Below are 19,785 nucleotides of genomic sequence, written 5' to 3'. Positions count from 1 at the left end.
TATGAAAAAGCAGCAGTTGACGATCGCACTATCAAAAGGGCGCATTCTGGAAGAAACACTCCCTCTGCTTGAGGCAGCTGATATCGTTCCAGCAGAGAATATCTTTAAGAGCCGTAAGCTAATCTTTGATACTAACCATGACAACATTAAATTCGTTGTTATTCGGGCAACCGACGTACCAACTTACGTAGAGTACGGCGGTGCTGATATGGGTATCGCGGGTAAAGATGTACTGATGGAGCATGGTGGTGCGGGTTTATATGAGCCACTAGATCTTGAAATCTCAAAGTGCAAACTGATGGTTGCCGGCATGAAAGGTGCTGAAGCGGTCGAAGGACGGATGCGTATCGCTACTAAGTTCGTCAATGTTGCGCGCCAGTACTTTGCTAAGCAGGGCCGTCAGGTTGATATCGTGAAGCTCTATGGTGCGATGGAGCTAGCGCCTATTATGGGGTTGGCTGATCGTATTGTTGATATCGTCGATACCGGTAACACCTTGCGTGCCAACGGCTTGGAGCCGATGGACCATATTGCTGATATCAGCTCGCGTCTCGTTGTCGGCCAGCCTGCAATGAAGATGAAGCATCGCCAAATTCAACCCATTCTCGATATGATGGAACAAGCTGTAAAAGCACGCCGCGATCAGGAGTAAAGAGATGTCAGCACCAGAAATTACGCGTTTAAGCACTGATCAGGCCGATTTTAATCAGCAGCTAGACAATCTGTTGGCGTGGGAGTCGGTCTCTGATGCGAAGGTCAACGCGATTGTTGATGATATCTTGGCTGATGTTCGAGCGCGAGGAGACGAAGCGGTCGTCGAGTTCACCAACCGGTTTGATCATACTAGTGCCGCGTCTATGGTTGACTTAGAGATCGGCCCACAACGCCTCGCTGCAGCATTAGCTAACCTTCCTGCTGAGCAGCGTGAAGCGCTGGAAGTGGCTGCTGCGCGTGTCCGTAGCTACCACGAAAAGCAGTTGACTGACTCTTGGAGCTATACTGAAGCCGATGGCACGATGCTCGGACAGAAAGTTACGCCTATGGATCGTGTTGGCCTTTATGTGCCAGGTGGTAAAGCGGCCTACCCATCATCGGTGATTATGAACGCTATGCCGGCAAAGGTAGCTGGTGTTGGTGAGATTATCATGGTGGTGCCAACGCCACATGGCGAGCTTAATGAGCTGGTATTGGCGGCTGCGTCTTTAGCGGGTGTGGATCGTGTCTTTACGATTGGTGGTGCTCAGGCCGTAGCCGCGTTGGCATACGGTACACAAACGGTGCCTAAGGTAGATAAGATTGTCGGGCCGGGTAACATTTTTGTAGCGACAGCCAAGCGAGCCGTTTTCGGAACGGTTGGCATCGATATGATAGCAGGGCCGTCTGAAATTCTTGTGATCAGCGATGGCCAGACAGATCCTGATTGGGTGGCGATGGATCTCTTTTCGCAAGCGGAGCACGATGAGCTGGCGCAGTCGATCCTTGTAACTGACAGTGCTGAGCACATTGAAGCCGTTACAGCTAGCATTGCTAAACTGCTGCCGAGGATGGAGCGCCGCGATATTATTCAAACATCATTACAAGATCGCGCTGCTTTTATCCTTGCACGTGATATGGATGATGCGATTGCGATCAGTAATCGTATTGCGCCAGAGCACTTGGAGTTATCGGTTGAAGACCCAGAGGCTGTTTTGCCGAAGATTCGCCACGCCGGTGCAATCTTTATGGGACGTTACACCGCAGAAGCGTTAGGTGATTACTGTGCCGGGCCAAACCACGTACTGCCCACCTCTGGCACTGCACGTTTCTCGTCACCGCTAGGTGTATACGACTTCCAAAAGCGCTCGTCGCTGATTATGTTCTCAGCAGATGGTGCCTCCGAAATGGGGAAGGTCGCGTCGGTGTTAGCGCGCGGGGAGAGCCTAACAGCTCATGCGCGTTCAGCTGAATACCGCATCAAGAAGTAAATGAATAACGATTAAAAAGGCCTCAACAAGAGGCCTTTTTTATTGATAGATGTGGCACTTTTAACCGGGGCGAGTCAGTGGGCGCTCGCCAACGATAATGTTGGTGTTATAGCGTTTACCGTTGCGAATAAATTCGATAGGGAGCTTGGTACCGGGTTTGACATCAGCGATCTCAATCATCGACTTGCGCCCTTCAACGGGTTTGCCATCAATCGTCAGCATAATATCTCCCGGTTGCAACCCTGCTTGATGGGAGGGGCCATCCTTATAGATACCGGCAATGATAAGGCCGTTAACATCCTCAAGGCCGAATGACTCCGCAAGGCGCGGTGTTAGCTCTTGAATTTCAATGCCTAACCAGCCACGGATAACTCGGCCGTGCTCGATCAGATCCGTCATCACCTTTTTAGCGAGGCTAGAAGGTATGGCAAAGCCAATACCCTGAGATCCACCAGACTTAGAGAAGATCGCGGTATTGATGCCAACGAGGTTACCTATCGCATCAACCAATGCGCCACCCGAGTTACCGGGGTTGATAGCAGCATCAGTTTGCAGAAAGTCTTCATACGTATTGAGGCCCAACCCGTTACGGCCGGTTGCACTGACAATACCCATCGTAACCGTTTGGCCGACCCCAAATGGGTTACCGATTGCGAGCACAACGTCACCAACGCGTAAGCTATCAGAGCTTGATAGTGTGATGCTCGGTAGTTGTTTCAGCTCAGTTTTAAGGATGGCAAGATCTGTTTCTGGGTCTGTTCCAACAATCTTGGCTGGTGCTTCGCGGCCATCTTTTAACGCCACAACAATCCGATCTGCTCCGGCGATCACGTGGTTATTGGTAATAATGTAACCTTGTTGGTTAAGAATAACTCCTGATCCAAGGCTTGATTGAATGCGCTCGCGCTGTGGCATATCACCCAAATCAAAGAAGCGCTTAAACGTCGGGTCATCAACCATCGGGTGCTGTGTCAGTTTCACCACATGCTGAGTGTAGATGTTTACAACGGCGGGGGAGGCCGTTTCCACCGCATCGGCATAGGATGTAGGGCCGTTACCTAAGTGAGGCGTATCGGCAGTTGTCTCGCGAATCTCTACCGTAGTGACGGGAGGTGCAAACATATTCGGGAAAAACTGCAAAATGATAACGGCTATTAGCACACCCGTGACGATGGGCCAGCCGAGGAAATTCATGTTCCGCATCAATATAACCCAGAAGTGCTGGTGAAAAGAGTATAACGTCGTAGAATTATACGTCTTGATCAATCTGGTTGCTAATACGAGGGCTACTTTATGGCGCTACCTTTGCGTGAGTTGGTGAATTATTGTGATGGTTTACTGAATACACACCTGTTTAAAGACTACTGTCCCAATGGTCTGCAAGTAGAGGGTAAACCAGAGGTTCAGCGCATTGTCTCTGGTGTAACGGCCTGCCAAGCACTCCTAGATCAGGCGGTAGAGTTAGAGGCGGACCTTGTGTTGGTTCATCATGGCTATTTCTGGAAAGGCGAAGACCAAACCGTCACAGGTATCAAAAAGCGCCGTGTGAATACACTTCTACAGCATGAGATGAGTTTATTGGCATATCACTTGCCGCTAGATGCCCATCCGGAGGTCGGCAATAATGCCCAGTTGGCGCGGCAGCTAGGCTTAGTTGTTGAATCAGGTCTGGATGGTGAACTAGGGCGTGCAATCGGTATGGTAGGTTATCTGCCTGAGTCTATGAGTGGGGCCGAATTTAGCCAGAAAATAGCGTCTGCTTTGGGGCGTGAGCCATTGCACATAGCAGGCATAGATCGGGAAATTAAGCGTGTTGCTTGGTGTACCGGTGGGGCACAAAGCTATATTGAAAAGGCATTTGCCGCTGGCGTTGACGCTTACATATCTGGCGAAATATCAGAGCCTACGGTTCACTTTTCGCGTGAGGCTGGTATCGATTACTTTGCAGCAGGACATCATGCAACAGAACGCTACGGCGCTAAAGCACTCGGTGAGCTGTTAGCTGAGAAGTTTAACCTTGAACATACCTTTGTTGATATTGATAACCCGGTATAAAAAAGGCCTCATTTAGAGGCCTGTCGGATGCTGAGCTAATCTCTACTTAGCTTTCTCATCCTCTTGTTTATCAGCGCTCTCTTTTGCTTCTTCTGAGGGCGCAGGTGCTTCTTGAGTATCTGTATTTACGCTGTAGGTTTCAGACAGCGTTCCCTCTTCATTTGGCTTCTTTGGCGCGTAGTCGCGTGGAGGCTCCATGTTTGTCAATGGTGCTTCGGCATCTGCTTCAGTGCTCTCTTCTTCTGCGCTGACCGGCTTCTCTTTTGTAAGTTGAGGCACCATGGTGGCCTCAATACTCTGAGCCGTTTTCTCATCGCACAGTTGTTGTGCGCTACTTGAAAGATGCTGAAACACATCGCGGTAGGATTCAGTCATTTTATTAACGAGGTTGGCAGTATCTTCAAAATGATGCGCAACTTGCTCTTTATAGCTCTGCAGCTCTTTTTTAGCGGCTGCCAACTCGGCTTCTTGCTCTGCGTTATTTGCATTGCCAGAGCGCCCCATCAGGTAACCTATCAGACCGCCAACAGCCAACGCGATAACACTGATAACCCAGATATTACTCTCTTCCACAGTATGCCCTCACTCGTCCAATCTGCATATTTGTAAGAGCAGTAGCATAATTCAATGCGGCCTATTTTCCTATTAACTGATGTCAAAGGCAGTGAAGTTTTAGGGGTGGCAAATTGCGACACTCGATTTTGCTTATCGCGATGTCAGCGTCAGTGTTCAGCTCTGTTGTTGTGTTGGCGGCCCACGCCCAAATTTGCGGCAACAGAAGAACTGCGTTTTATCGGCTAAACTAAGTTGAAGTCAGCAACGAAGGTTCGAGTATGCTCTCAACATCTTTACTGGTTTGGTTGCTAAAACTCTACGGCAGCTACGCGTTTTTCTTGGCATTTATGCTGCAAAGCTCGGTAACGCTGACACTAGGCTTCATCGCCTTTGTTAGTGCAGCGCTTTTACGTTTACGCTGGTTACGAACGTTGCAGAATTGGCGGTTATTAGGGCCTTTGCAAGCGAAGCAGTGCCTTGTGTTATGGCGGGAAGGGCGGCACTTTGAAGTAGAGTGTATTCGCCACTAGATCAATTAGATCGCGTTTCGCGGTTATGGTGCGTTTCGCGCCGGTAGATGAGGGCGGCGTATATGCAACACCACGCGCCCGATAATAGCGTTTTTTTCGATCGTGCCCATCTGCTCCGTTGATGTGCTGGTTGGGTTATCACCTATGAGCGCAAAGCTATCCGTCGGGTAAACCTCTTTGATCCGCTTAACGATCACGCCGTAAAGCGAGTGCTGCACAACAACAATATCATCCACTTTAAATCGGCGTAGTCGCCCTTTGAAAGAGACAATAAAATCACCGTCGCATAACGACGGTGACATACTATCGCCCCGGACTCTGTGGATAGACAACAAACCGTTTAGCCCAGTTTAGGGTAAACAGTTTGCATCTGTGGCGGGTATGGGCAATCAGCTTTATAAGTGTCAACGCCTTTCGTTTGCCAAAAACTTGCCGCAAACTCGTTGACTAATGTAAGTAGCTTCTCGCCACTCTCTCTGCCGATACCTTGCTTGCAAGCCGAAGCTGTCAGCATGATTTGATGGACTAGCTCATGCGTGTCAGGGAACTGTTCGAATTGCGGCTGCTTGAAATAATCTCCCCAAATGGTGCGTACTTCCTCTTTGACTTTGGCGGCGTGAATCTCTTTTTCACGCACCAGGCGGCTAAGTGTTGCGTGGTCGGCCAAGGTTCGTTGCTCTTTCTGCTCAAGCTCTTGGATTAGGTCGATGAAGCGAATCACGCTCAATGCAGCAATCTGAGCGATTTGGGGATCATAGATTTTGCACGGGATGTCGCAGTGAGCGTCTGCAGTGCTGAACGGCTTGATACGGTTGATTGTATTTAACAGGGAGTAGATCACTTTGAAGCTCCATTGTGTTGGGTTGTTTGGGTTGTTGTGCAAGATACGTCGCGCTCGCTCTCTAGCCAGTTAGTTGGGCAACTGAGTGGATCATCGAATACGTCGTAGCTCTGAGCGTGAATGAGATAAGCGGAATAAGTTTGTTTGAGGCCTCGATAAATAGCGGCTTTACGTGCTTGAGAGGAGGTCTGCATAAAGTGCTGGGTTAAATACCCATAGAGTGCTTGAATCTCTTTCTCAGCCTTGGCTGGCTGGTCCTTGAAGCGGTAGATATCCGCCAAGTTGAGGTAGCTGACCACCAGTGCAGCCACGGCTTCATCCTTATTAAACCAATGTTGAAACAGATGGCTGGCGCGGGCTTTTGCCTTCTGATAGCCGCGCTCGGATCGATCCAAATCAGCTGGATAATTTCGATTGCCAGCAGTAATGAGTTGCTTCCATTCATTCATTGATGTATTTAAAGAAAATGTAATTGATAATAATTATCATTATATTTTTATTTTTTTCGAAGTCTATAAAACCGGAGAACGGAGTCACTGGGGAATGATGAAGTCAGAGAAGCGCTACTCGAATAAGGAAGCTGTCGGTGTGGGTATGGGAGTCGGCACATCGATTGGTGTTGGCGTGGGTATTGCGACAGGAAGCACTGCTACTGCCGTTGGCTTGGGTTGCGGCATCGCTATGATGATGGCGTTCGCACTCAAGCGTTAATCTTCCACCCCTCTCCTTGTCTCTATACGGCGATCTGTTCCGTCGTGTCTAATCTTGGTAGTTCTACAGAAAGCTGTGGTAAAGTTAGCTGCGCTGTAGATCACTACTTTTCACCCCTTAGCGATAACAGCTTGCGAAGGTCTGGCGGCTGTACATTTCTATAGATAGCGTCGATTAGTTATAGGTTACCGTTTACATGCTATTGATGATCGATAATTTCGACTCTTTTACACATAATATTGTCCGGTATTTAGGGGAGTTAGGCGCCGAAATAGAGATCGTGCGCAATGATGAAAAATCTTTAGAAGAGCTCTCAGCCATGCAGCCAGAGAAGCTGGTGATTTCACCCGGCCCAGGTACCCCTGCAGGAGCTGGCATCTCAATGGCGGCGATTGAACACTTTGCAGGCCGAGTTCCGATCTTGGGCATTTGTTTAGGGCATCAAAGTATTGGTCAAGTGTTTGGTGCCAAGGTTGTGCGCGCAGAGCAAGTAATGCATGGTAAGAACTCGTTGATTTATCATGAAAATACCGGCGTTTTTCAAGGCTTGAATAACCCACTAAGTGTTACTCGGTATCATTCGCTGCTCGTTGATCCCGATAGCCTTCCTGACTGTTTGGAAGCCACAGCATGGGCTGAGCGAGCGGACGGTGGGAGAGAGATCATGGGGTTACGCCATAAAGAGATGCCTATTGAAGGGGTGCAGTTCCACCCTGAGGCGATCATGACGGAGCAAGGGTACGAGTTGCTCGAAAACTTCGTCCACCCAAAACGTTGAATGTGATTGGAGAGTTTGATGAATATTAAAGAAGCACTGACAGCGATTGTTGGTGGACAGAACCTTTCGTCTAGTCAGATGCAAGCGGTGATGCGTCAGATCATGACCGGCCAAGCGACAGATGCGCAAATTGGTGGTCTATTGGTTGGGCTGCGTATGAAGGGCGAAACGGTCGACGAGATATCTGCTGCGGCCAGCGTTATGCGTGAACTTGCGACACCAGTCGATATCACTGCGAGCAATGCGGTGGATATCGTAGGAACGGGTGGCGATGGTGCCAATCTATTTAATGTCTCGTCCGCGTGCGCGTTTGTTGTTGCCGCTGCCGGCGGCACGGTGGCTAAGCACGGCAATCGCTCGGTCTCTTCAAGTTCAGGGTCTGCTGATCTACTTGAGGCAGCAGGCTTGAAGCTAGACCTGACGCCGGAGCAAATTGCCCGTTCAATCGACGAAGTTGGACTAGGCTTTATGTTTGCGCCACAGCACCATAGTGCGATGAAACATGCCATCGGTCCACGCAAAGAGATGGCGATGCGCACGATCTTTAACGTACTTGGTCCGCTGACGAACCCCGCAGGTGTGAAACACTATTTGCTGGGAGTGTTTGATAAAGCACTATGCCTGCCGCTAGCGCAAGCCCTGCAAACGCTGGGTGCGAAGCATGCTATGGTTGTACATGCACAAGATGGTCTTGATGAGATTAGCTTGTCCGGTGAAACCTATGTAGCAGAGCTAAAGGATGGTGTGGTGTCTGAGTATGTCATCTCGCCTGAAACCGTTGGCCTAAAAAGCAGCACGTTAGAGGGGTTGCAGGTTGAAAGCACCGCAGCCAGCCTAGCGTTGATCAACAGTGCTTTTGCCGGAGAGAATGATAAAGCAATGGCGATCATTGCGTTAAATGCTGGCGCAGCGCTTTATGTGGCCGATACAGTAGAGAGCCTCCGAGAGGGCGTCGAAAAAGCAAAAGAAGTTATGTTAAGCGGTGCCGCTGCACGGAAAATGGCGGAGGTTGCGGCTTTCAGTCAAGGACTATAAGAAGAGTATAAACATGTCAGATATACCTACGATTTTAAAACGGATTTTAGAGCGAAAACATGAAGAGGTTGCTGAGCGTTCAGCAACTAAGAGCTTGGCTGATCTGGAGCGTCAGATTAAAGCCCAGTCCAGCAATTCCGAGATGCAGCCGCGCGGCTTCACAAATGTACTGGCACACTCCGTAGCAGCGGGTCTGCCGGCGGTTATTGCTGAGGTCAAAAAAGCCAGCCCCTCGAAAGGCGTGTTGCGTGATCCTTTTCATCCGGCGGAGATTGCTCAGTCCTATGCCAAGGGTGGAGCGAGCTGCCTGTCGGTGCTCACGGATGCTGACTTCTTCCAAGGTCATGAGTCATATTTGCAAGCCGCGCGTGAAGCGTGCTCGTTACCGGTTATCCGCAAAGACTTTCTGGTTGATCCGTACCAAGTGTTTGAAGCGCGAGCTATCGCCGCTGACTGTATTCTGCTGATTGTTTCGGCGCTTGAAGATGCCCAAATGAAAGAGCTTAACGATCTTGCGATTCGCTTGGGTATGGATGTGCTAATCGAAGTGCATGATGGCGATGAGCTAGAACGGGCTCTGCGTTTGGATAATCCATTAGTTGGGATAAACAACCGCAATCTGCACACCTTCGATGTGACACTCGACACAACGTTTGAGCTGCTCAATCACATTCCTTCGAATAAGATTGTGGTAACAGAGAGCGGTATTCTGAGCCGTGAAGATGTTGCTGCGATGCGTGCGCGCGAAGTACATAGTTTCTTGGTAGGGGAGGCGTTTATGCGTGCTGAAGACCCAGGCCAAAAACTGAAAGAGCTGTTTGATTCATAATAGATAGGGTGACAAGTCGATGAATGTAGAGGTTAAGTGGGACGGCGATGTTCGCTTTCAGTCCACAACTGGTTCAGGATTTAACGTAACCATTGATGGTGAACAAAAAGCGGGCCCGCGCCCTATGGAACTGATTCTGCTGGGGCTAGGAGGGTGCACGAGCTACGATGTAGTGGGTATTCTTAAAAAAACCCGTCAGGATGTCGTTGACTGTGTCGCACAGATCACCTCGGAGCGCTCGGACGAAGTGCCAGCAGTATTTACCAAAATTCACATCAACTTTGTTGTGACAGGCCGCGATCTGAAAGAGAAGCATGTGGCGAACGCAGTGAAGCTCTCCGCAGAGAAATACTGCTCCGCCTCTTTGATGCTAGAGCGCGGTGGTGTAGAGATTACGCATAGCTTTGAACTGGTAGAAGCGGATTCATAAACGTTGTAAGCGTAGCGCCAGAAAAAATACCCGCTTTGTGCGGGTATTTTTTTGTCGCAAGAAAGCGCTATTTATAGCGGGGAACCCGTGCCATCTGCATGCCACTGGTAGATGCCAAACTCAAAGCCGATCAAATCGCCTTTCTTATCCCACGTCAGTGGCCCCATCGCAGTATCGACCGTGTTGGCACGCAAGAAGTCTGCGACTTCTGCAGGATCTTGTGCACCGGTCTTCTCAATCGCTTTTACCATCGACTGGACAGCGGCAACACTCGTCCATACGAATGGACCGGTTGGGTCTTGGCTTTTCGACTTCATGAGATCAACGATAGGCTTGTTTTTCTCCAAGAGGTCATAGCGTGATGGCAATGTCACGAGTAAGCCCTCAGCGCCTTCACCAGCGATCGAGGAGATCTCTTTGTTACCAACCGCTTCAGGGCCCATAAATTGTGCTTTGAAGCCCGTCTCGTGGCTTTGGCGTAGGATTAAGCCTAGCTCTGGGTGGTAGCCACCGTAGTAGACGAAGTCGACGTTGTTCTTTTTCATCTTCGTGATTAAGGAAGAGAAGTCTTTATCGCCTGCGGTGATGCCTTCAGTCATGACGATGTTGATGCCTGCTTTCTTCAGCTCGTCATGAACCGACATCGCAATCCCTTCGCCGTACTGCTGCTTATCGTGCACGATGGCAACGTTTTTAGGCTTCAGATTCGCAAGTACGTACTTGGCAGCGGTCGGACCTTGGTCTGAATCAAGACCGATAGTACGGAAAATAAGCTCGTGGCCGCGCTCGGTGATTGATGGGTTGGTGGAGCAGGTGATAGCGAGGACACCTTCCTCTTCATAAACGTCTGTGGCAGGTTGCGTCGAACTTGAGCACAGGTGACCAACAACGAATTGAACGCCATCGTTCACCACTTTGTTAGCAACCGCTACCGCTTGTTTAGGGTCGCAAGCGTCATCATATTCGATCGCTTCAAGCATCATACCGTTGATGCCGCCCGCTTTATTGATGAGCTCTATGGCAGCATGTGTGCCTTGGAATTGCATATCTCCATATTGCGAAACCGTGCCAGTTTGTGGCCCAGCAATACCGATCTTGAGTGTGTCGGCGGCATTCGCAAGACTGACTGCCAATGATAATGACAGTACACCAAAGGACTTCTTCAGAAGATTCATTATTGTGATCCTTTATTATTATTGAGTTGCCTTGTGAGCAGGTGTGCTCATGCAGCCATCAAAGCTATCACAGAGCTTCCTGTCTTTAAAGTCAGTAAATTTCGTGGGGGAATCTAAGCAAATAGGGATGTAGCTAGCGGCCGCTAGCTACTTGGAAAGGTGGCGGATACCGGCTTCTAAACCTGCCAGTGTCAGCGGGTACATATGGCCTTCCATCATCTCCTGTATTGCGCCGGTGGTGTGGGTGTATTGCCAGTAGCGCTCTTGGGTTGGGTTAAGCCAGATTGCGCGCTCCCACACCTCAAGAATGCGCTGCATCCAGACTTGTCCGGCCTCTTCATTCATATGCTCAACACTACCGTAGCGATGGAACAGCTCGTAGGGCGACATCGCCGCATCACCGACAAAGATAACGCGGTAATCTTTACCGTAGGTATGCAAGACATCTAACGTCGAGACCGTGTCGTCAAAGCGACGGCTGTTATCACGCCATAGCTTTTCATACACCATGTTATGGAAGTAGAAGTACTCGAGGTGCTTGAACTCAGAGCGCGCGGCAGAGAACAACTGCTCACACAGATGGATGTAAGGGTCCATCGAGCCGCCAATATCAAGAAACAGCAGTACCTTTGCGGCGTTGTGACGCTCAGGAACCATCTTGATATCTAGTAGGCCTGCATTGTCGGCCGTAGACTTAATGGTATCGGGCAGGTCCAGCTCATTGGCAGAGCCTGTCCGAGCAAACTTACGTAGCTTGCGCAGCGCAACTTTGATATTACGCGTACCCAGTTCAACGCTATCATCGAGGTTCTTAAATTCGCGCTTTTCCCACACCTTGGCTGCTCGTTTATGGCGGCTTTGGCCGCCGATACGCACCCCTTCGGGGTTGTAGCCGGAGTGTCCAAACGGCGATGTTCCACCGGTGCCGATCCATTTATTGCCACCGGCATGGCGTTTCTCTTGTTCCTCTAAGCGCTCTTTGAGTGTTTCGAGCAGCTTATCTAAGCCACCAAGTGCTTCAATCTGCGCTTTCTCTTCATCGCTGAGGTGTTTTAAGAACTCAGCGGCTAACCAGTCCTCGGGGATCACGTTATCCGGGAATAGGTTTAGCGCTTCGACCCCTTTGAAATAGTGGCCAAACGCACGATCGAAGCGATCAAAATGTTTCTCGTCCTTGATCAGACATACCCGCGCGAGCAGATAAAAATCGTCAATGCTGCAGAATGCAACGCGCTGTTTGAGTGCCTCGAGTAGCACCAGCAGTTCGTTTAGCGAGACGGGTATCTGAGCCCGGCGTAAGGTGTTGAAAAAATCGATCAACATCAGCGGTTATCTCGGCGTGCCATAAATGCTAAACGCTGCAGCATGTGAACATCTTGCTCATTTTTCAATAACGCACCGTAGAGCGGCGGTAAAGCGTCTTTGGCATTGGGGGTTTGCAGCAGTTCTGCTGGAATATCGTCGGCTACGAGTAGCTTGAGCCAGTCGATCAACTCTGAAGTGGAGGGCTTTTTCTTCAGGCTGTTAAGCTCGCGCACCTTGAAGAACACTTCCAGCGCTTCATGCACAAGGTCATCGCGAATATCTGGGTAGTGGACATCGATGATCTGCTGCATGGTGTCGCGATCAGGGAAGTTAATGTAGTGGAAGAAGCAGCGGCGCAGGAACGCATCAGGCAGCTCTTTCTCGTTGTTACTGGTGATAATGATGATCGGGCGATGTTTCGCTTGGATGCGCTCGCCCGTTTCGTAGACAAAGAACTCCATCTTATCGAGTTCGACTAGCAGGTCATTGGGGAATTCAATATCGGCTTTATCGATCTCATCGATCAGCAGCACGACCTGCTCATCAGCATCAAACGCTTCCCAGAGCATCCCCTTCTTGATGTAGTTTTTGATGTCGTAAACTTTCTCATCACCTAACTGGGAGTCACGCAGACGCGAAACTGCATCGTACTCATATAGGCCTTGCTGTGCCTTCGTTGTGGACTTTACATGCCAACGCAGTAAGCGCTTACCAAGAGATGCAGCCACCTCTTCGGCGAGCATGGTTTTACCGGTGCCGGGTTCACCTTTAACTAACAGCGGGCGTTCCAGCGTAACAGCAGCGTTAACTGCCATACGTAGCTCATCGGTTGCAACATAACGTTCGGTACCAGTAAAGGCCATAGTGAGAAAATCCTGTAAAGCTAAGTAAATTCCCTGATCTTAGCAGATTTTCTGAGCAGGAGAAGCCGTTGAACATTCTGTTGCCAACGGCTTTCTCAGCAGGCGTTGATGGGTTAAACAGGCTCGCCTGCTTCATCTTCTGGAACGATATCGGTCTCTTGTAGGGCCGCGTCGAGCCACGCTTGCATGGCAGGGTGTGCAATCATTGCATCTGCATAGCCCTGCGCAGCAGGTGAAAGCGAGACACCATAAGTGCGAAAGCGCAGTACCACGGGAGCAAACATCGCATCGACAATACTAAACGCGCCGAACAGATAGTCCCCTTGGCTAGCGTATTGGCTGCGTAGGGATGCCCACAATGCCTCAATACGGCGAACGTCGTTTTGTGCCTGCTCAGATGCCTCGATTTTACGCAGTGCTCGGCAGTTCATCGGCATCTCGTTACGCAGTGCGTTGAAGCCTGCATGCATCTCATTGGCGATAGCGCGTGCATGTGCTCGGGCTGCAACATCGCTAGGCCAACCTGCACCTTCCAGATAGCGCTCGTTGATATACTCACAGATCGCCAGTGACTCCCAAACAATCACGTCACCATCTTTTAGCAACGGGACTTTATCCGCACAGTTAAAGGCCTTCAGTGTGGCGTAGAACTCTTCACTGAAGAGCGCTAATTGATGCTCTTGGAAGGGGACGTCAAATGCTTTCAGCATCAACCAGCCGCGCAGTGACCAAGAAGAGTAGTTTTTGTTACCGATATACAGATCCATTGGGGTTCCTCCTAAATGACTTTCCGTTATTCTTATGGAGATTCCCGCCTGTGACTAACGAATAGTTTTGATGGCAGATATTGGTTTTGTTGATAGATAGAGGACCCCCGCAGATGGATATTGAGGCGTTACGCAGCTTTCTAGCGTTTGTTGATACGGGCAGTTTTACGCGTGCGGCAAAGCAGCTACATCGTACTCAAGGTGCGATCAGTATGCAGATGAAACGGCTCGAAGAGGAGGCGGGTAAATCTTTGTTTATTAAAGAGGGGCGTCAGTTAGCGTTGACCGAACATGGGCGTAAGTTAGTCAGTTATGCGCGGCGTATTGTGGCCATGCACGATGATGCGCTGGGCGATCTGCAACGGGGGCATGAGCACCCTCCTATTATCATTGCCAGCCCCGATGACTACGCAGAATCTGTGTTGCCGAAAGTGATGGCCCAATTGGTTGCTCGGCATCCAACGCAAACGTTTAAGCTCCTGTGTGATAACAGTACGAACCTGCGACGTATGCTAGACAATGGCGAGATCCATGCGGCGATTCTTACCCGTGCTCCAGAGCATGATGAGGGGTACCTTCTGCACCACGAACGCGGTGTTTGGGTGCATGGTGGTCATGCTGAGTTATTTGATCGAGAAGTGCTGCCGCTGGCGTTGTATGAAGCCCAGTGTAAATTTCATACCACCGCTATTGATGGGTTAGAGAAGGCGCTACGGCCCTATCATCTGTTAGCGGCGTCATCGAGTGCTACGGCGATTAAAGCCCTACTGCGCGAAGGTTTAGCGGTCAGTGCGATGGCTGTTTCAAGCCTCAGCCCTGATATGTTTATTGTCGAACGCCCTGAGTTACCTGAACTACCCGCGGTGGATATTGTGTTGGCACTCTCTTCGCTTACGCATCCGTTACTCAGCGCCTCAGAGGTGGCCAGTGTGGCCAAAGTTGTGTTGCAGCAACAAACGCTTGAAGCGCAGCAGGTGGTGATCCAACAGGCGGTTTAGCCGAAAATATAAAAGCAAAAAAGCCGCGGAAGGGGAGCGCGGCTTCTTTGCAGACCTACTTAAAAGCGAGTTGCGAGTGTTAGGCGAATATCGCGGCCTGGCTCTGGTAGACCGATGATGTCGCCCGAGCTTGTCGACACGCCGTAGCTTGCATGGTTCAAGTACTGCTTATCAAACAAGTTCTTCACCGTTAGCGTCAGCGATAGGTCTTCGCTGCCTGTTGGCAACCACTTAGCGTAAACATCATGCACACCGTAGCCTGGCTTTTCAGCACGCTCTGCATCGAGGCGTGTCAGGCGCTTAACCAGCTCCGTTGACCAACCCAGTTCTAGGTTCAGTGCTGGCATTTCGTGCGTTAAAGATGCAGTCAGTGTATCGCCAATAGATGTACCGATACCCATGTTGCCATCGTCTAGTGGCTCGCCATCCAGTTCAGGGCGGTTATGGCTGTAGCCGAGGTTGAACTCAGTATTATCTAAGCGGTAGCCAAGGTATGCGCTGATACCTTTCACTTTAACGTCGCCTGCATTACCAACTACGCTGCGAGAAACACGCGAGATAGCGTTATCAATGCTCATAACGTAAGCAGTAGAACCGAAGCTTACCGCATCCATCTGGTAGTCAAAGCCAACTTCAAAGTTTTCAGCTTCTTCTGCTTTACGGTTCGGGTCATTCGTAGCGAAGTTCAGCAGGAACGCTTCTTTAACGTTAGCACCGCGCAACGCTTGTGCATAACCGGCACGCAGTGTCAGTGCGTCGTTAACGGCATAGTCAACGCCAACATTCGGGCTAAAGCCACTGTGGGAGAAGTTCTGACCGATGTTATCGTCCAGATCGTAGTGGTCGTAGCGTACACCTGCATGCAGCGTTGTTTTGGCGTTGAGTGCGAACTCATCCTGCACGTATACACCGATCACATCGAGTTCTTCATCAAGCTGTGGGCCGTCAGCCTCTGGGTTGATGTAGTAGCCGGTATCGTTGCGGTAATCTGTACCCACAGTTACGCGGTGCTGGCCCAGATCCATAGTGTTGCGTAGGTCATAACCGAAGGACTCTACGCCCGCTCCGTACTCTGCTTCGCCATCGGGTTGCTGCGTGATATACGCATCGGTGTGGTAGACGTTGGCGCGTACGTTAACGTTTGGATTGTTGGGCGTTAACTCATACTGCACGTTGGTTGTTTTACGGCGGTTCTGTTGCTGGTTGTCTTGGTTCCAGCCAGCGCTGATGAAGTGCGGACGCACATTACGGCGGCCATCGTCGTTACGAATTTCATGACTCAAACGTACAGTTTGATCAGGGCTTATGTGGCCAACAACTTTAAATAGGCCGCTATCGATCTCTGATTTTGTGTTCGTTAGCTCGTTGCCACGTCCGTCTACAATGTTATCCGTGTCTTGGCGGGTGAGTGCCGCTAGAACAGAGATATTATCGTTAACACGGCCAAACGCATTGGCACTCACTTTGTAACCACCAGTGTTGTCGTAGTAGCCTGCTTTTAGCAACATGCCTGCTTTTTCGCCATCACGCAGCAGATCTTCTGGGTCTTTCGTAATGAAGCGAATAGCACCGCCCAACGCACCGGGGCCATCTGTAGCTAAGCCAGCACCAGCATTAACTTCAACGCGCTTGATCAGCTCAGGCTCGATGTTGAGCTGGCCTTGGTGGTGGAACATATAACCGGCTTGCTGAGCACCATCAACAGAGACGTTTAGGTTAATGTCCTCAACGCCACGCACGTACACTTTCTGTCCTGTGCTAAAACCACCGCCCACAGAAACTTCAGGTGTCTGACGGAAAATATCTTCTAGATCAGTCGCTTGATAGCGCTCTAGTGTCACTTGCTCGACCTGCTGTTCAGCAGGGTTTGCGCTGCCAGTGACGGTTACCTTTTCGGCATTGACGGCATTGCTGTCCGCGTGAGCAGTAGATGCAACGGCAGTCGCAATAGCCAAGTAAAGTAGGCGTTGATGCGTGGGTAGTGTCATGGTTGTTCTCTTAAATCTTAGTGGTTATTAATAATGGTAACGATTATCAATAACTCTATTGATTTGGTGCAGTAGATTTACATGTTTTACAACTTGTGTTGCTGATGGGTAGCTCGATACCGACAGTCAAGCCGCCACTAGCGGCATTGTATGCTGTGATCGTGCCGCCCACTGACTCGATATGTCGCTTGGCCAATGCAAGCCCTAAGCCAAAACCTCCTGCTGAGCGGCCGCGGGCTTTATCGACTCGGAAGAAGGGGGCGAAGATCTGCCCGAGCAAGTCATCCGGCACACCGGGGCCTTGATCGGCAATCATTAGTTCACAATGGGCTAAATGGTGATGGAGTGTCACGCTGACGCGTTTACCCACAGGGGTGTAGCGCAATGCGTTGCGTAAAATGTTCTCGATCGCTTGGCTCAAAGCCCGTTCACTGGTGTGTTGCAGGCAGAGTGCGCGTGGCAGCTGCAGTGAGAGCTCATGGTTTGGAAACTCGAAACAGCAGTCATCTGCGATCACTTCAATCAGAGTGCAGAGGTCGAGGTGATCCCCCAACGAGCTGCGCGTTTCATTCTGCATCCACGCGAGGGTCAATGTGTCCTCGGTAAGTTTACGCATCAGTTCAACTTCGTGGCGTACGCGTGATTCATGCTGCGCAGGTAAGGTTGGCAAGCATAGCTCTAGGCGCTGTAGCGGCGTGCGTAGCTCATGCGATAGGTCGTGAATAAGATGGCGTTGGCTTTGAATGAGCTCGCCCACGCGGCTGGCCATCTGATCAAACGTTGTGGCGAGCCGGCCTAACTCATCATCGCGGCCGCGCATCTCTGGCGTCAGGCGAGTGGCATAATCTCCCGCTGAGAAACGCTGAGTGGCGTGCTCTAGCTGGCGAATGGGAGCCATCACATGGCGATACAGCAGCACACTGAAGATCATCATAATGATCATCGGCAGGGCCAGATGCATACCAAGGTGCACTGCTGGCCAAAGCTCACCCGGCATCATTCTATCGGGAAGCCGAAACAGGAACACTGTTCCGTTGCTATCGAGAGGCAGGTGAATGGTCGGGTTGTCGTGGTAGAGGTGGATCGCATAATCGAGATTGCGACCTGCTTGGATAGCGATCTCGTTGTTATCGATGCGCCCGCCAATGGAGGAGTGTTGGATCGATATGACGGTCGCAAAGGTTTGCTCTTCAGTTTGTAGATTGGTTAGCCAGTTAAATAGCGCTTCTTCGTCATTCAGATACGCTTTTGCTTGTTGCTGGTAGGCGCGTATTTCGGCCTTGTATTCAGGCGCTATGAGGCTCATTTTGCGCTCAACATGTAGGCTTAATTCTGCAATCAGATAAACCAGCGCCATGCACCCCATCCCTAAGGAGATGCAGAGCTTCCAGAAGAGTTTGTGATTCATGTCAGGCTATAGCCCTTACCATGACGCGTCACCAGACGCGCACTATCAAAGCCAGCATCTTGCAGTTTGCGGCGTAGTTTACTGATATGCATATCTAAGCTGCGGTCATAACGGCTATAGGGCCGATCCATTAGCGTCTGATATAAATATGGCTTTGATAGGGTTTCGCCCTGTTGCTCGGCGAGCAACCATAGCAGCCGAAACTCCATGGCAGTGAGTGGCATCGGTTCACTCTGCAGCATCGCTACTTGCTCGCGAGCAAAGAGCGCTAAACCGTCTCCTACCGTTAACTTATTAGACCTTTTCTGCGGTTGAGCTTCATGGCTGCGGCGCATAATCGCGTTGATGCGAAGTAACAGCTCTGTGACGTTAAAGGGCTTGGGCAGGTAGTCGTCAGCGCCACTGCGAAACCCGCAAATTCTATCCTCTTCGGCACCACGAGCACTGAGCATTACTACGGGTGTATCGGTGTGCTGACGCAACTTACTAAGGACCTCAAAGCCGTCCATTTTTGGGAGCAGCACATCGAGCAGAATAAGGTGGTAGGGCTCTTTCAGTGCCTCTTGCAGACCGCTTAGTCCGTCAAATGCTTGCGTCGTGCAGAAACCATGGTGGTCAAGCTGTTCACGTACCAGGGCACTGAGGGTTGGGTCATCTTCAATCACCAATATTCGGGGTGATTCGATAGCGGGGATAACAGCGGCATTCATGGATAGCTTCCAATACTCCTGAGGGGCTAAAACAGGAGTGCTATGTTAAATAATATTAACAAATATGAAAATGACTTTTATTATCATTTGTATTTATTTTGGTTGCTGCTCATCTGTTGGGTGCGTATGTAAAAGTTGTAAAACCGAAAGTAACTCGCGTGTCTTTATTGATAATGAGAATAATTATTAATAATTAGTTCGTATCGATGACACACCGTAATTCGCGTTCGGCTGCCGCTGCTCGCAAAGGAACCAGTGCGCGGTTAGCCCGCGTTATTCACCTTTATACCTCCATGTTCATGCTGGTTGTGATGCTCTTCTTCACCATCACAGGGCTTACTCTGAATCATCGCGATTGGTTTGAAGGTAAAACACAGCCTGCTCAGCGCGAACTGCAGTTGCCTGATCGGCTTGTCCAACAAAATTGGCAAAGCGAGCCGCTAGATGCCGCGGCAGATGTGAGGCGCTGGTTACGCGACGAGCACCAGTTTTACGGCCACCAAGTGGGTTATGACTGGGATGGTGAAGAGCAATGGCTGGTGGTTGATGTTCGCAGACCCGGTGGTATGAGCATCGCAGAGGTTGATGTGCACAGCGGTGCTGTGTTGTTAGAGCATAGCCAGTTTGGCGTGGTCGCCGCGCTTAACGATCTGCATATGGGACGCTACAGCGGCCCGATATGGAGCCTCTTTATCGACCTCTCAGTTCTCATGTTGCTGGTGTTTACGCTCAGCGGTTTTTGGTTGGTGCTTGGTCAGCGCCGCAAACGCGCCCGTCTATTTATGTTGAGCGGGGGCGGCTGCGCGTTGATGGCAGCGTTTTATTTCACGGTATTGGTGTAAA

At 50.3% G+C, this 19,785-nt stretch carries 23 protein-coding genes; 11 read left to right on the top strand and 12 right to left on the bottom strand.

All coding sequences use genetic code 11. The features are described from left to right. Window position 1: 1 nt before the first annotated feature. Window positions 2–652, top strand: a complete 651-nt coding sequence (hisG, locus tag EOE65_RS10110; protein ID WP_127694196.1) for an ATP phosphoribosyltransferase — start codon at window positions 2–4, stop codon at window positions 650–652. A 4-nt stretch (window positions 653–656) separates the two neighbouring features. Next, window positions 657–1,964, top strand: coding sequence for a histidinol dehydrogenase (hisD, locus tag EOE65_RS10105; protein ID WP_127694195.1), 1,308 nt, complete (start codon window positions 657–659; stop codon window positions 1,962–1,964). Between the two features lie 60 nt (window positions 1,965–2,024). Here the strand turns inward: hisD and EOE65_RS10100 are convergent, their stop codons facing one another. Beyond that, a complete protein-coding gene (locus tag EOE65_RS10100) occupies window positions 2,025–3,167 on the bottom strand; it encodes a trypsin-like peptidase domain-containing protein (protein ID WP_276317513.1) in 1,143 nt (380 codons plus the stop codon). A gap of 90 nt (window positions 3,168–3,257) precedes the next feature. Between EOE65_RS10100 and EOE65_RS10095 the strand changes: the two genes are divergently transcribed. After that, window positions 3,258–4,019: a Nif3-like dinuclear metal center hexameric protein gene (locus EOE65_RS10095; RefSeq protein ID WP_127694193.1), complete on the top strand. Its 762-nt coding sequence runs from the start codon at window positions 3,258–3,260 to the stop codon at window positions 4,017–4,019. Window positions 4,020–4,061: 42 nt separating this feature from the next. On the opposite strand, the gene EOE65_RS10090 is transcribed toward EOE65_RS10095, so the two are convergent. Continuing rightward, entirely contained in the window at window positions 4,062–4,592 is a 531-nt protein-coding gene (locus EOE65_RS10090) for a Z-ring associated ZapG family protein (RefSeq protein ID WP_127694192.1), read from the bottom strand. A gap of 260 nt (window positions 4,593–4,852) precedes the next feature. On the opposite strand from EOE65_RS10090, the gene EOE65_RS10085 reads away from it, so the two are divergent. Beyond that, the gene (locus EOE65_RS10085; protein WP_127694191.1) at window positions 4,853–5,104 is read left to right on the top strand and encodes a hypothetical protein; all 252 of its coding nucleotides are present in this window, start codon (window positions 4,853–4,855) and stop codon (window positions 5,102–5,104) included. Between the two features lie 23 nt (window positions 5,105–5,127). Here the strand turns inward: EOE65_RS10085 and EOE65_RS10080 are convergent, their stop codons facing one another. The 3 genes from EOE65_RS10080 to EOE65_RS10070 are packed head-to-tail and all read right to left on the bottom strand — an operon-like array spanning window position 5,128 to window position 6,394. Next, on the bottom strand, window positions 5,128–5,436 hold the full coding sequence (locus EOE65_RS10080; RefSeq protein WP_276317512.1) for a S24/S26 family peptidase: 309 nt from the start codon (window positions 5,434–5,436) through the stop codon (window positions 5,128–5,130). Window positions 5,437–5,444: 8 nt separating this feature from the next. Next, window positions 5,445–5,945 carry a superoxide dismutase, Ni gene (sodN, locus tag EOE65_RS10075; protein WP_127694189.1) on the bottom strand — a complete coding sequence of 167 codons (501 nt, stop codon included), beginning with the start codon at window positions 5,943–5,945 and terminating at the stop codon, window positions 5,445–5,447. Beyond that, on the bottom strand, window positions 5,942–6,394 hold the full coding sequence (locus tag EOE65_RS10070) for a hypothetical protein (protein ID WP_127694188.1): 453 nt from the start codon (window positions 6,392–6,394) through the stop codon (window positions 5,942–5,944). Before EOE65_RS10070 ends, sodN begins: the two co-directional genes overlap by 4 nt. A gap of 94 nt (window positions 6,395–6,488) precedes the next feature. Here EOE65_RS10070 and EOE65_RS18040 point away from each other — a divergent pair, with 94 nt between their 5' ends. The 5 genes from EOE65_RS18040 to EOE65_RS10050 all read left to right on the top strand — a co-directional run bounded on the left by EOE65_RS18040 (window position 6,489) and on the right by EOE65_RS10050 (window position 9,728). After that, window positions 6,489–6,656, top strand: coding sequence for a hypothetical protein (locus EOE65_RS18040; protein WP_164847075.1), 168 nt, complete (start codon window positions 6,489–6,491; stop codon window positions 6,654–6,656). Between the two features lie 196 nt (window positions 6,657–6,852). Continuing rightward, window positions 6,853–7,434, top strand: coding sequence for an anthranilate synthase component II (locus EOE65_RS10065; RefSeq protein WP_127694187.1), 582 nt, complete (start codon window positions 6,853–6,855; stop codon window positions 7,432–7,434). A gap of 18 nt (window positions 7,435–7,452) precedes the next feature. Next, the gene (trpD, locus tag EOE65_RS10060) at window positions 7,453–8,469 is read left to right on the top strand and encodes an anthranilate phosphoribosyltransferase (RefSeq protein ID WP_127694186.1); all 1,017 of its coding nucleotides are present in this window, start codon (window positions 7,453–7,455) and stop codon (window positions 8,467–8,469) included. A gap of 13 nt (window positions 8,470–8,482) precedes the next feature. Then, window positions 8,483–9,298 (top strand): indole-3-glycerol phosphate synthase TrpC, encoded by an 816-nt coding sequence (trpC, locus tag EOE65_RS10055; RefSeq protein WP_127694185.1) that lies wholly within the window; start codon window positions 8,483–8,485, stop codon window positions 9,296–9,298. Window positions 9,299–9,317: 19 nt separating this feature from the next. Further along, a complete protein-coding gene (locus tag EOE65_RS10050; RefSeq protein WP_127694184.1) occupies window positions 9,318–9,728 on the top strand; it encodes an OsmC family protein in 411 nt (136 codons plus the stop codon). Window positions 9,729–9,799: 71 nt separating this feature from the next. On the opposite strand, the gene EOE65_RS10045 is transcribed toward EOE65_RS10050, so the two are convergent. From EOE65_RS10045 to EOE65_RS10030, 4 genes are all read right to left on the bottom strand, one after another. Further along, the gene (locus EOE65_RS10045; RefSeq protein ID WP_127694183.1) at window positions 9,800–10,903 is read right to left on the bottom strand and encodes a branched-chain amino acid ABC transporter substrate-binding protein; all 1,104 of its coding nucleotides are present in this window, start codon (window positions 10,901–10,903) and stop codon (window positions 9,800–9,802) included. A 147-nt stretch (window positions 10,904–11,050) separates the two neighbouring features. Then, on the bottom strand, window positions 11,051–12,226 hold the full coding sequence (locus tag EOE65_RS10040) for a vWA domain-containing protein (protein WP_127694182.1): 1,176 nt from the start codon (window positions 12,224–12,226) through the stop codon (window positions 11,051–11,053). Then, window positions 12,226–13,071, bottom strand: a complete 846-nt coding sequence (locus tag EOE65_RS10035) for an AAA family ATPase (RefSeq protein WP_127694181.1) — start codon at window positions 13,069–13,071, stop codon at window positions 12,226–12,228. The genes EOE65_RS10040 and EOE65_RS10035 overlap by 1 nt, the downstream gene beginning before the upstream one ends. Window positions 13,072–13,184: 113 nt before the next feature. Continuing rightward, the gene (locus tag EOE65_RS10030) at window positions 13,185–13,838 is read right to left on the bottom strand and encodes a glutathione S-transferase family protein (RefSeq protein WP_127694180.1); all 654 of its coding nucleotides are present in this window, start codon (window positions 13,836–13,838) and stop codon (window positions 13,185–13,187) included. 113 nt (window positions 13,839–13,951) lie between these two features. On the opposite strand from EOE65_RS10030, the gene EOE65_RS10025 reads away from it, so the two are divergent. After that, window positions 13,952–14,836, top strand: a complete 885-nt coding sequence (locus EOE65_RS10025; protein ID WP_127694179.1) for a LysR family transcriptional regulator — start codon at window positions 13,952–13,954, stop codon at window positions 14,834–14,836. A gap of 59 nt (window positions 14,837–14,895) precedes the next feature. Here the strand turns inward: EOE65_RS10025 and EOE65_RS10020 are convergent, their stop codons facing one another. Genes EOE65_RS10020 through EOE65_RS10010 form a run of 3 tightly spaced genes read right to left on the bottom strand, consistent with a single transcriptional unit; the run spans window position 14,896 to window position 18,942 of the window. Next, window positions 14,896–16,824 (bottom strand): TonB-dependent receptor domain-containing protein, encoded by a 1,929-nt coding sequence (locus tag EOE65_RS10020; protein ID WP_127694178.1) that lies wholly within the window; start codon window positions 16,822–16,824, stop codon window positions 14,896–14,898. Between the two features lie 55 nt (window positions 16,825–16,879). Next, window positions 16,880–18,232: an ATP-binding protein gene (locus EOE65_RS10015; RefSeq protein ID WP_127694177.1), complete on the bottom strand. Its 1,353-nt coding sequence runs from the start codon at window positions 18,230–18,232 to the stop codon at window positions 16,880–16,882. Beyond that, on the bottom strand, window positions 18,229–18,942 hold the full coding sequence (locus EOE65_RS10010) for a response regulator transcription factor (protein WP_127694176.1): 714 nt from the start codon (window positions 18,940–18,942) through the stop codon (window positions 18,229–18,231). The genes EOE65_RS10015 and EOE65_RS10010 overlap by 4 nt, the downstream gene beginning before the upstream one ends. 206 nt (window positions 18,943–19,148) lie before the next feature. Here EOE65_RS10010 and EOE65_RS10005 point away from each other — a divergent pair, with 206 nt between their 5' ends. Continuing rightward, complete coding sequence (locus EOE65_RS10005; protein ID WP_127694175.1) at window positions 19,149–19,784, top strand: PepSY-associated TM helix domain-containing protein; 636 nt, start codon at window positions 19,149–19,151, stop codon at window positions 19,782–19,784. Window position 19,785: the final 1 nt, after the last annotated feature.

It is taken from the genome of Neptunomonas marina (genome assembly GCF_004005935.1).
GTDB lineage: Bacteria > Pseudomonadota > Gammaproteobacteria > Pseudomonadales > Balneatricaceae > Neptunomonas > Neptunomonas marina.
This window is presented reverse-complemented; position numbering and strand designations above follow the sequence as displayed.